Origin of the sequence: Acidovorax delafieldii 2AN, from assembly GCF_000175235.1 — a bacterium.
In the GTDB taxonomy this organism is placed as follows: Bacteria; Pseudomonadota; Gammaproteobacteria; order Burkholderiales; family Burkholderiaceae_C; genus Acidovorax; species Acidovorax delafieldii_B.
In genome coordinates this window covers 1-11,992 of the sequence record NZ_ACQT01000113.1, presented here as the reverse complement: position 1 = coordinate 11,992, position 11,992 = coordinate 1, and the positions used below count along the sequence as shown (strand labels likewise).

Annotated in this window: 9 protein-coding genes; 6 read left to right on the top strand and 3 right to left on the bottom strand. The window is 67.9% G+C overall.

Features of this window, described 5'->3' with window-relative positions:
* Positions 1-182 (bottom strand): GntR family transcriptional regulator (locus ACDELDRAFT_RS24160; protein ID WP_005797738.1); only part of this gene is annotated, 182 nt, incomplete at its 3' end.
* Positions 183-209: 27 nt separating this feature from the next.
* On the opposite strand from ACDELDRAFT_RS24160, the gene ACDELDRAFT_RS13825 reads away from it, so the two are divergent.
* The 5 genes from ACDELDRAFT_RS13825 to ACDELDRAFT_RS13805 all read left to right on the top strand — a co-directional run bounded on the left by ACDELDRAFT_RS13825 (position 210) and on the right by ACDELDRAFT_RS13805 (position 8,745).
* Positions 210-932, top strand: coding sequence for a glutamine amidotransferase (locus ACDELDRAFT_RS13825; RefSeq protein WP_005797737.1), 723 nt, complete (start codon positions 210-212; stop codon positions 930-932).
* Entirely contained in the window at positions 929-1,621 is a 693-nt protein-coding gene (locus ACDELDRAFT_RS13820) for an MOSC domain-containing protein (protein ID WP_005797735.1), read from the top strand. The genes ACDELDRAFT_RS13825 and ACDELDRAFT_RS13820 overlap by 4 nt, the downstream gene beginning before the upstream one ends.
* A gap of 189 nt (positions 1,622-1,810) precedes the next feature.
* Positions 1,811-2,302 carry a C40 family peptidase gene (locus ACDELDRAFT_RS13815; protein ID WP_005797734.1) on the top strand — a complete coding sequence of 164 codons (492 nt, stop codon included), beginning with the start codon at positions 1,811-1,813 and terminating at the stop codon, positions 2,300-2,302.
* A 210-nt stretch (positions 2,303-2,512) separates the two neighbouring features.
* Positions 2,513-3,619, top strand: a complete 1,107-nt coding sequence (locus tag ACDELDRAFT_RS13810; RefSeq protein ID WP_100084445.1) for a 3-deoxy-7-phosphoheptulonate synthase — start codon at positions 2,513-2,515, stop codon at positions 3,617-3,619.
* Between the two features lie 251 nt (positions 3,620-3,870).
* Complete coding sequence (locus ACDELDRAFT_RS13805; protein ID WP_005797731.1) at positions 3,871-8,745, top strand: EAL domain-containing protein; 4,875 nt, start codon at positions 3,871-3,873, stop codon at positions 8,743-8,745.
* Between the two features lie 519 nt (positions 8,746-9,264).
* On the opposite strand, the gene ACDELDRAFT_RS13800 is transcribed toward ACDELDRAFT_RS13805, so the two are convergent.
* Entirely contained in the window at positions 9,265-9,654 is a 390-nt protein-coding gene (locus ACDELDRAFT_RS13800) for a YkvA family protein (RefSeq protein WP_005797729.1), read from the bottom strand.
* Between the two features lie 515 nt (positions 9,655-10,169).
* Positions 10,170-10,718: a Spy/CpxP family protein refolding chaperone gene (locus ACDELDRAFT_RS13795; RefSeq protein ID WP_005797728.1), complete on the bottom strand. Its 549-nt coding sequence runs from the start codon at positions 10,716-10,718 to the stop codon at positions 10,170-10,172.
* A gap of 301 nt (positions 10,719-11,019) precedes the next feature.
* On the opposite strand from ACDELDRAFT_RS13795, the gene ACDELDRAFT_RS13790 reads away from it, so the two are divergent.
* Positions 11,020-11,992: recombination-associated protein RdgC (locus ACDELDRAFT_RS13790; protein ID WP_050784177.1), on the top strand; the 973-nt coding region annotated here is incomplete at its 3' end.

Below are 11,992 nucleotides of genomic sequence, written 5' to 3'. Positions count from 1 at the left end.
CCGGCGTCGCGCAAGCGCGCATACGCAGCGGCCACCGTGTTGGGGCTGACCCCGAGCCGCAGCGCCAGCGCGCGCACGGCGGGCAGCGCTTCGCCGGGCTGCAGCGCGCCCGCATGCAAGGCGGCCTGCACGCTCTCAGCAATCTCGGCGGCCGTCTGGCCCTGGACGTACAATGATCTCATACGTTAATTGTATTGTATTGGTACAAAATGAAAACCGCACTTGCGCTGCGCCATGTGGCGTTCGAGGACCTGGGCCTGCTCGAGCCCCTGCTGCAGGAGCGCGGCTATGCGGTGCGCTACCACGATGCCGGCTTGGGTCGCCTGCCCGACGGCGCCGGCGCTGCGCCCGACCTGCTGGTGGTGCTGGGCGGGCCTATCGGGGCCTTCGATGAGAGCGACTATCCATTTCTGACCGACACGCTGGCCCTGCTGCAGCACCGCCTGGCCCGGCGCCAACCCATGCTGGGCATCTGCCTGGGGGCGCAGCTCATGGCCCGTGCCCTGGGCGCCGGTGTGGCCGCCATGGGGCACAAGGAAATCGGCTTCGGGCCGCTGGCGCTCACGCCGGCAGGGCAGCATTCGGTGCTGGCTCCGCTGGGCACGGGCGTACCGGTGCTGCACTGGCATGGCGACCAGTTCGAGGTTCCCGTGGGGGCCACGCGCCTGGCAGGCACGGTCCTGTGCCCCCACCAGGCTTTTGCCGTGGGCGCGCATGCGCTGGCCCTGCAGTTCCATCTGGAGGCCGACCTTGCTCGCATCGAGCAATGGCTGGTGGGGCACGCCTGTGAACTGGCGGCCGCCGGCATCACACCGCAGGCGCTGCGGGCCGGCGCGCAAGCGCACGGCGTGGCCCTGGCGCAGGCTGCGCGGGCGGTTTTCGGCGCCTGGCTGGACGGCATCGACGCTACGGCCGGGCAGGCCACCGCATGAACCCAACGGTGCTCGGGCAGGTCACTGCGGTGTTGCGCGGCCGGGCCGTGCCCTACAGCCGCCCGGGCAGCCGCAGCGCCATCGTGAAACAGGCCATTCAAGGCGCGGTGGCCGTGGATGGAAACGGTGTGGCCGGGGATGAACAGGGCGACACCCGTCTCCACGGCGGTCCGGACAAGGCCGTGCACCACTATCCGCTCGACCACTACCCCGCCTGGCGCGACGCGCTGGGTGCGCTGCCGCCACTGGACGGGCCCGGCGCCTTCGGCGAGAACATCAGCAGCACGGGCATCGTGGAGTCGCGCCTGTGCTGGGGCGACCAGGTGCGCATGGGCAGCGTGCTGCTCGAGGTAGCGCAAACCCGCCAGCCCTGCTGGAAACTCAACACCCGCTTTGGCGTACCCGACATGGCGCTGCGTGTGCAGCGCACGGGCCGCACCGGCTGGTACTACCGGGTGATCGAGCCCGGCGCCGTGCAGGCGGGCGACGCCATCACCCTGGTGGGCCGCCCCAACCCCGAGTGGACGCTGGCGCGCGTGATCGAGGTGCTGTACCACCGCCCGCTCGACGTTGCGCTGCTGAACGGGCTGGCCGCGCTGCGCCTGCCGCCTTCGTGGCAAAGGCTCGTGGCCCACCGGCTGCAGCACGGTGCGCTGGAAGACTGGAGCGCACGCACCGGCGGCGGCTGAAAAGGCGTGCCGGGCCATACCCCACGTGGCCCGCCAAGGCCCGGCACTTCAGCCGGTAGCCGTGCATGCCATCAAAAACAATAGCAGCTTACGCCCGTGCAGATTGCGCTGCAAGGTGTTTTGATGCAAATCCCCGGGCCATGAGGTGGGTATGGGGCCGCAACCCTCGCATCCGCTACGCTTGCGCACATGCGAGCATTTCACTGCCTGGTGTGCACCGCCGCCCTGCTGGCCCTGGCCGGCTGCGGCACGTCGCGGCCCCCATCGCCCTGGATCTCGGCGCCCGTGCGCACCACCCCGCCGCTGACGGCGGAGCAGGCGCACGACATCGCCATTCACGCGCTGGGCCTGGTGGGCACGCCCTACCGTTACGGCGGCAACACACCCGATGCGGGCTTCGACTGCAGCGGCCTGATCGGCTACGTGTACCGCCACCAGGTGGGCACCCCGCCACCGCGCACGGTGGCGCAGCTCAACAGCTGGGGATACCCGATCGATGGCGGCGAGTTGCGGGCCGGCGACCTGGTGGTGTTCGGCACCGGCCGCCAGCCCAGCCACGCGGGCATCTACGTGGGCGAGGGCCGCTTTGTGCATGCACCCTCCACCGGCGGCACGGTGCGCCTGGACCATCTGCAGTCACGCTACTGGGCGCGGCAGGACACGGCGTTTCGCCGGCCTTGAGGCAGGCGCAGCCCGAAGGCCCGAGGAGACTCCCTCACGCCCGGGCGCCACGTCGCCAGGGCGTGCGACCGGGAGCAGCACCTGCTGCGCCGAGTGCGGAGTGACGGGCCAGCCCGTGCGGTGGGAGGCCCATTCCCCACTTCGCCCCCCGGCGTGGCCGGGGCGAGGTGAACCGCCCCGTGCGCACTCCGCGCGACAATGGCGGGCATCATGACCCACGCCCAACACTCTGCCCACCCCGTTTCCACACACGACACCACGCGCATCGACGACACGCGCATCAAGGCTGTGCGCCCCCTCATCACGCCCGCACTGCTGCAGGAATGGCTGCCCGCGCCGGCTGCCGCCCAGAGCCTGGTCGAAACCAGCCGGGCGGCCATCTCGCGCGTGCTGCACGGGCAGGACGACCGGCTGGTCGTGGTGGTGGGGCCGTGCTCCATCCACGACCATGGCCAGGCCATGGAATACGCCCACGCGCTCAAGGCCCAGGCCGACGCACTGGGCAACGAACTGATCCTCGTGATGCGCGTCTATTTCGAAAAGCCGCGCACCACCGTGGGCTGGAAGGGCTACATCAACGACCCGCGCCTGGACGGCAGCTTCGCCATCAACGAGGGGCTGGAGCTGGCACGGCAGCTGCTGCTCGACGTGCTGGCCGTGGGCCTGCCGGTGGGCACCGAGTTTCTCGACCTGCTCTCGCCGCAGTTCATCAGCGACCTGGTGAGCTGGGGCGCGATCGGTGCCCGCACGACGGAAAGCCAGAGCCACCGCCAGCTGGCGAGCGGGCTGTCGTGCCCGGTGGGCTTCAAGAACGGCACCGATGGCGGCGTGAAGGTGGCCAGCGACGCCATCCAGGCCGCCCAGGCCCCGCACGCGTTCATGGGCATGACGAAGATGGGCCAGGCCGCGATCTTCGAGACCCGGGGCAACCACGACTGCCACGTGATCCTGCGCGGCGGCAAGCAGCCCAACTACAGCGCCGCCGACGTGGACGCCGCATGCGCCATCCTCAAGGCGGCCGGGCTGCGCGAGCAGGTGATGATCGACGTCTCGCACGCCAACAGCAGCAAGCAGCACCAGCGCCAGATCACGGTGGCCGCCGAAGTGGCCGCTCAGATCGCGGCGGGCGACATGCGCATCACCGGCCTCATGATCGAAAGCCATCTGCAGGAAGGCCGCCAGGACATCGTGCCCGGCCAGCCGCTGAAGCATGGCGTGTCGGTGACCGATGCCTGCATCAGCATGGCGCAGACGGTGCCGGTGCTCGAAGGCCTGGCGGCTGCAGTCCGGGCCCGGCGCGCCCGGCGTGTGGCGTAGGCGCCACGAATACCGGGCTGCTGCGGAGGGGCCCGCCCCGGGAACGCGGTGTAGCATTGCCTTTTGTTGCCAGGCTGGCCGGGCGCCCAGCACTGCTGCGTGCCGACGGCGCTGTGCAGTGGTCTGCCGGCCGCGGTTGTCTTCGTACCACCTGAATTTCGTGCTTTCTTTCCCGGGTTTCCCATGCAGGTCACGCCACCCTCTTTGCCAGCCTCACCGCTCCCCCCCGGGCGCGCAGCGGAGTAGCGCGGGTGCAGTCTGCGCCTGACCCCGACGAGGCCGCGCGGCTCGACGCGCTGAAGGCCTACGCCATCCTCGACACCCCGCCCGAGGCATCGTTCGACCAGCTTGCCACCCTGGCCGCACGCCTGTGCAACACGCCGATGGCGGTGGTCAATTTCCTCGACCGCGACCGCCAATGGTTCAAGGCCGCCGTGGGCGTTCCTTTCCGGCAGACCGAACTGGCCGTCGCCCTGTGCGCCAACGCGCTCAGAGGCGGCCGCGAACCGCTGATCGCAGCCGACGCCCGCACGCATCCACTGTTCGCCAGCAGCCCGCTGGTGACGGGCAAACCCCACATCCGGCTGTACGCCTGCGTTCCATTGGTCACTCCGGAGGGTTTTGTCCTGGGAACCCTGGCGGTACTCGATACCGTGCCGCGCATGCTCACGAGCGAGCAGGTCGAAGGCCTCAAGATGCTGGCAAGCCAGGCCATGGTGCTCTTGGAGCTGCGCCGCCAGCAACGCCTGCTGTCCGAATTGGTGCAGGAGCGCGACCGCATGCACGCCGAGCTCATGGACCAGGGCGAGACGCTGCGCGTGGCCGGGCGCATCGCGCGCATCGGAGGGTGGACGTTGGAACTTCCGGGCCGGCGCCTGACCTGGTCGCAAGAGATCGTCACCACCTTCGGGCTGCCCGGGCGCAGCGGAACGCTGGACGAAATCCTGGCGCTCTATGCCCCGCCGTACCGGGCCCGGCTTGAAAAAGCGTTGGCCGACTGCATTGGCCGGGGCACCCCCTTCGACCTCCAGGCCGAGGTGCAGATGCCGGACGGACGCTATTTCTGGGTGCGCACCGCCGGACTTGCCGTGCACGATGAACAGGGCCGCGTGGTCCGGGTGCAGGGGGCTTTCCAGGACATCACCGCCCACCACCAGGCCGACCAGGCCCTGCGCATCAGCGAAGAACGCTTTCACCTGGTGGCGCGCGCCACCGCGGACGCGATCTGGGACTGGAACCTGGCCACCGACGCCATGTGGTGGAACGAAGGCATGCAGCACCTGTTCGGCATTCCGCCCGGCGAGTTGCTGCCCGACAGCCGCTCCTGGACCCTGCGCCTGCACCCCGAGGAAAGCGCGGCGCTGCTGCAAAGCATCCAGGCGGCCATCGAGGGCAACGATACGCACTGGACGGCCGAGTACCGTTTCCGGCGGCGCGACGACAGCTATGCCTGGGTGCTCGACCGTGGATTCCTGATCCGCGATGCGCAAGGCCGGGCGGTGCGCATGGTGGGGGGCATCACCGACATCAGCGCCCAGAAGCTCGCCGAGATCGAGGCCGGGCGCGATGCGCAGAACCATGCCGAGCTGCTGCAACTGCAGCAGCGCATGTCGTCGCTGGACCTGCCGCTGCCCGAGGTGCTGGCCATGGTCGCCCAGACCGTGCTGCAGCAGACCGGGGCGCGCGGCGCCATGGTGGAGCTGCTCGAGGGCACCAACCTCGTGGCGTACGCGTCCGCAGGCAACATGGTGCGCCCCGAGGGCAACCAGCTGCCGGTGGACAAGAGCCTGCTGTGGCCCGCACTGCACCAGGGGCGCACGGTGGTCTGCCAGGACACCGAGGCCGAGGACTGGGACATGCTCTCGCTGCCCCACCGGCATGGCGTGCGCTCGGTGATCGCGGCGCCGCTGCGGGCGGGGGACGCCGTCATGGGGTCGCTCAAGGTCACTTCCGACCAGCCCCATGCGTTTTCCACCCGCGATGTGGCCCACCTGGAGATCCTGACCGAATCGCTCGGCACCACGGTGCAGCTGCGGCACGTGGCCAGCCGGCTGCACGCCTCGGAACTGCAGTACCGCATGCTGTTCGACGAGCACCCGCACCCCATGTGGGTCTACCAGCGCGACAACCTGCGCCTGCTGGCCGTGAACCGGGCCATGGCGGCGCACTACGGCTATACCGAGGCCGAGCTGCTGCAGATGGAACTGCCCGATCTGTGCCTGCCCGAAGAGCGCAACAGCCTGCGGGCGCGGCTGCAGACCATCTTCCTGCTGCCCCGCGACACCTCGGTGGTGCGCCGCCACATCCACCGCGACGGCCGGGTGATGCACATGGAAATCTCGGCAGGCAACATCAGCTTCAATGGCGTGGCCGCGCGGCAGGTGCTGGCCATCGACGTGACCGAACGCCTGCGCACCGAAGGCGAGTTGCGCCGCATGGGCCGGGCACAACGCCTGCTCAGCGCCTGCAACGAAGCCATCGTGCGGGCCGCATCCGAGACCACGCTGCTGCGCGAGATCTGCCAGATCGCCGTGGACATCGGCGGCTACCGCATGGGCTGGGTGGGCTTTGCCCTGGACGATGCGCAACAGTCCATCGAAACCGTGGCACACGCCGGCTACAACAACCACTACCTCGAAGACCTGCGGCTGAGCTGGTCCGAGACCAGCCCTTATGGCCAGGGGCCGGCCGGCGTGGCCGTGCGCAGCGGCAAGCCCGTGATTGTGCAGGACATCCGAACCGATGGCAGCTTCACGGGCTGGACCACGCGCATGCTCGAACACGGCTTTCACGGCGTCATCTGCCTGCCGCTGCGCGACCGCGAACATACCTTCGGCCTGCTGTACCTCTATGCGCCCGAGATCCTGCACATCAGCGCCGAAGAGGCCGCGCTGCTGCAGGAGCTGGCCAATGACCTGGCCTTCGGCATCGTGAGCCTGCGCGCGCGCAATGAGCAGCAGCGCCTGCAGGCCTCGGTGCTCAAGATGGCGGCGGCGGTTTCGGCCAGCACCGGCACCGAGTTCTTCGTGCAGCTGGCCAGCAACATGGCCGAGGCGCTGGGCGCGCAGGTGGGCTGCGTGGGCCGCCTGCTGCCACCGCAGGAAGGGCAGGCGCCGCGCGCGGTGTCGCTGGCGGCGGTGTTCGACGGCCAGGCCCTGCCCAATACCGAATACACCCTGGAAGGCACGCCCAGCCTGCAGCTGCTCACACAGCACCAGCTCGTGGTGGCCGCCAATGTGACGCAGCTCTATCCCGACGCGCCCATCCTGCGCAAGCTCGGCGCGCAGGGCTATGCCGGTCAGCAACTGTGCAATGCCGACGGCGAGGTGGTGGGCCTGATCTTCGTGCTGTTCCGCCACCCGCTCAAAGACCCCGATTTCGTCACATCGACCCTGCAGATCTTCGCCACCAGGGCATCGGCCGAGATCGACCGGCAGCTGGCCGACATGCGCATCCGCCACCAGGCCTCGCTGCTCGACAAGGCCCAGGACGCGATCATCGTGCGCGACCTCGATCACCGCATCATCTACTGGAACAAGAGCGCCGAGCGCCTCTACGGCTGGTCGCAGCTGCAGGCACTGGGCCAGTCGATCGAAACCCTGCTGTACGACGACCCGGCGCAGTTCCGCCGCGCCACCCAGACCACCGTGGAGCAGGGCGAGTGGACAGGCGAGATCGTGCAGCGCCACCGCGATGGCAGCCCCATCGACGTGGAGGGGCGCTGGACGCTGGTGAAGGACGACGCCGGACGCGCCCATTCGGTGCTGGCCATCAACACCGACATCCGCGAACGCAAGGCGACCGAGCGCGAGATCCAGCGCCTGGCGTTCTACGACCCGCTGACCGGCCTGCCCAACCGGATGCTGCTCATGGACCGCATCGGCCAGGCCCTGGCAACGGCCCAGCGCCGCCACCAGGGCGGGGCGCTGCTGTTCATCGACCTCGACAATTTCAAGACGCTGAACGACACCCTGGGCCACGACCAAGGCGACCTGCTGCTGCAACAGGTGGCCCACCGCCTGAACAACTGCGTGCGCAGCGTGGACACCGTGGCGCGCCTGGGCGGCGACGAATTCGTGGTGATGCTCGAAGAACTCAGCCCCCAGCCCGACGAGCTGGCGCTCGACGCGCGCGCCGTGGGCGAAAAAGTGCTGGCGATGCTGGCCGTGCCCTACGCGCTCAAGGGCTACCAGTACCGCAGCACGCCCAGCATCGGTATTGCGCCGTTCGATGGCGACCAGGCCACCGTGGGCGAACTGCTCAAGCAGGCCGATCTGGCCATGTACCAGGCCAAGACGGCCGGCCGCAACACCCTGCGGTTCTTCGACCCCGCCATGCAGGACGTGGTCACCGCCCGCGCCGCGCTCGAAGAAGATTTCCGCACGGCCCTGGCCAACGACGAGTTCCTGCTGCACTACCAGCCACAGGTCAACCTGGCGGGCCAGTGCGTGGGGGTGGAGGCGCTGGTGCGCTGGGCGCACCCGCAGCGCGGCCTGGTGTCGCCAGCAGAGTTCATTCCGCTGGCCGAGGAAACCGGGCTCATCCTCTCGCTGGGCCGCTGGGTGCTGCACACCGCGTGCACCCAGCTGGCCCTGTGGCAGGACGACCCCATGCTGTCCGAGCTGACCATGGCGGTCAACGTGAGCTCGCGCCAGTTCCGCCATGCCAGCTTCGTGGACGACGTGGCGCGGGTGCTGGCCATCACGGGTGCACCCTCGGGCCTGCTGAAGCTGGAGCTCACCGAGAGCCTGCTCGTGGAAGACATGGAAACCACCATTGCCACGATGGCGGCCCTGGGCGCGTACGGGGTGGGTTTCTCCCTCGATGACTTCGGCACGGGCTATTCGTCGCTCAGCTACCTCAAGCGCATGCCGCTGGACCAGCTCAAGATCGACCAGAGCTTCGTGCGCGACCTGCTCACCGACCCCAACGATGCCGCGATCGTGGACACCATCATCGGCCTGTCGCGCAGCCTGGGCCTCGAGGTGATCGCCGAAGGCGTCGAAACCCCTGAACAACGCGATCTGCTGGCCCGCGCAGGTTGCCACCTGTACCAGGGCTACCTGTTCAGCCGACCCCTCTCTGCGGGCTCTCTGGAGGCCTTCCTGCGCCCCTGCGTGGCATAGGGCCCCTCGGCTTTGCCCTCGTCACCGCCGCAGCCTTGGGCTGCGGCTTTTTTTTGCCTACGCGGTTGCACGGGTCGCCTGCGCCGTACCCCACCCCCAAGGGATGGGCCGGAGCTTCTTCTGTTATTAATTAAAGGCTTCTATAAATACATAGTCGTAGTAGTAGAGCCACGCCTTTGCTGTGGGCAAGTGCCTTTTCCCGTTGCGCCACAGGCACTTGCGGCGCACCAAACCCTGTGGATGCCGCCCTGTTGCCGCTGTCGTGGGCACGGGGACAAGATGCCAGCTTGCCCGATTTCTGTGGATAACCGCCCGGTTGCGCAAAAACTATCCCCAGTCTTGTGCACGCATGCGCTGTTTCGCCAGAAAAGTGGCGAAATCCGTTCCTTGCGCAATGAGCACGGTTTTTTAAAGCTATTGAATCAATAGCATATTGCCCGGCTGAACCCGCCCAGGCCATTCGGCCCAACGGCCCGGGCGCTGAAGGCAAAGCCAACGCCCTGCTCAACCACCGGCCAGTCATGGCCTGGCCCACCAGTGCCAGAGGGCAAGGCCCGCCCCCACCCACAAGGCCACCACCACCAGCGCCCCGATGCGGCTGGTGGGCTTGCGGCCCTCGGTCTGCATCCATGCGTCGGCCTGGTCGCGGCATTCCTGGCGCAGCGGCTGCGGAATCAGGCGCAGGGCCAGCCAGATCAGCCCGGGCAGCAGCAGCACGTCGTCCACGTAGCCCAGCACCGGAATGAAGTCGGGCACAAGGTCGATGGGGCTCAGCGCATAGGCCACCACCAGCACCCCGAGCGCCTTGGCGTACCAGGGCACCCGGGGGTGCCGCGCGGCAAACCACAGCGTGACGCCGTCGCGTTTGACGCGCCGGGCCCAGTTTTTCAGGCGGTTGGCAAATTGCACGAAGGTTTCCAGAGGGGGGCAGGCGTCTTGGGCGTCGCCAACGAAATCAACAGGATGCGCAGGTATCGTGCCTTTGCAGGGGATGGGACGACTGTCCTTCGGGACAGGACTTGGGGGTGGGCGTGAAGGGGTTCTGGTTATTCTTCTATGGTTCTATTTATAAATAGCAGTAGTAGTAGAGGTCGGCGATTTTTGTGGACAAGCCTCTTTTTCCCAATGCTGGCGCGCAGTTGCGTTGCCGCCAAGTATGTGGGAGGGAGGGGTGGGAACCCCAGCGCTGGCAGATAACAACTTTGGGCCTGCCGGTTTTTCTGTGGATAACTGACCGGTTGTTCCGAAAATGCCCCCAGCTTTATCCACACCCCGCCACTGCCGACATTGCGATGAGTGGTCGGCACACCCATTGCGGGGTTCAAAAAAAGCCCGGGGCCTTGAGGGGCACCGGGCTGCTAGCGGGATGAAACGCCGTGGCGAACCGCTGTTGCGGCACCGCGCGGGCGTGGGCGCCTGCGGCTTCAGCGGGCGGGTTGGCCGCCGCCCATGGGCATGTTGCCGCCGCGCATGCCACGGTGGCCGGGTTCACCATGGCCCCAGTCCCCGCGGGGGCCGCCCATGCGGCGCATGCGGTGTGTCTGGGAGTCGAAGGTTTTCTGCTGCTCGGGCGTGAGCGTGGCGTAGAACGTCTTGGTGGCTTCGCCACGGCGGTCCGCCTCGGCCGCATGCTGGGCGCGCAGGGCCCGCATGCGATCGATGCGCTCGGGGGTGGTTAGCTTTTCCATGTCAGCGCGGTCCAGGCGGGCTGGGCGCTCGGTGGGCTGCATGGCAGCGGTGAAGGCGTTCCAGGCGGGCTCCTGCTCGGGCGTGAGCTTGAGTTGGGCCTTGAGGGCGTTGGTGCGCTGTGCCATGTGGGCCTGGCGGCGCTCCTGCATGTCGCCGGGCTTGCGCGCGGGCGATGCCGAGGCACCCGCAGCAGGAGGTGCCGGGGGGGCGGGCTGGGCCAGCACGGGCAGGGCGAGGGCGGCCAGCACGGCGGTGGCGGCAATACGGCGTTGGAGGAAAGACATGTGTGGGTCCTTTCAAGGGTTGGTCCGCCGGCACGACCGTTCCAGCGGTTGAGGGGCAGTGTGCGCGCGCTCTGTATCCCGAGCGTGTGGGATTGATGCGCCTGTGTAAAGTTGCAACAACCGCTGGGGTGGGCCGGATTCCTGCTTTGACCAATTATTCGGCCGCTAGCGCAATGCAGACGCGTGCTTTTAGCTATTAAAAATGGAGTATTTGAGGCCTGCGCGCGCGTGGGGCCGCTGGCCCAACCCCGACAATGTCGGCCGTATCTCTCAAATTGCCAGAAGAAAACAAAGGTTGTCCGTGTTCAAGAACATGATCGTGTACCGCATTGCACCGCAATGGCAGGTGGAATTGACGCAGGTGGAAGAGGCGCTGGCCAAGGCGCCTTTCATGGAATGTGGCGCCACGCAGGAAAAGTCCCTGGGCTGGGTGCCGCCGCGTGGCGAGGCGCATGGCCCCCTGGCCGAATCGGTGGGCGGGCAGTGGATCCTGCGCTTCATGGTCGAATCCAAGGTGCTGCCGGGCAGCGTGCTGGCGCGCCGCGTGAAGGAAAAGGCCGAGCGCATCGAGCAGGAAACCGGCCGCAAGCCCGGCAAGAAGGAAAGCAAGGAACTGAAGGACGAAGCCAAGCTCGACCTGCTCCCCATGGCCTTCACCAAGCAGGGCTCGATGTGGGTGTGGATCGACACCGCATCGCGCCTGCTGGTGCTGGACACCAGCAGCCAGGGCCGCGCCGACGAGGTGGTGACCTTGCTGGTCGAATCGCTGCCGGGCCTGTCGGTGTCGCTCATCAACACCCAGACCAGCCCGCAGGCCGCCATGTCGCACTGGCTGAGCACGCAGGAGCCGCCCGTGGGCTTCACCGTAGACCGCGAATGCGAGCTCAAAAGCGCCGATGAAGCCAAGGCCGTGGTGCGCTACGCCCGCCACCCGCTCGACATCGAGGAAGTGCAGGCGCACATCGCCGCGGGCAAGCTGCCCACCAAACTCGCGCTGACCTGGGACGACCGCGTGAGCTTCATGCTGACCGAAGGCCTGCAGATCAAGAAGGTGTCGTTCCTGGACACGGTGTTCGAAGGCACCAAGGCCGACGACGGCGGCTTTGACACCGACGTGGCCATTGCCACCGGCGAGCTTTCCAAGCTGATCCCCGACCTGATCGAAGCACTGGGTGGCGAGGCCGAAAGCGGCGTGGCCAGTGCCGCCACTGCACTGGCGGGAGCGCGCGCCGCCCCCGGGCGCACCCTCCGACGGCGTGGTGACCGGCCCCTCC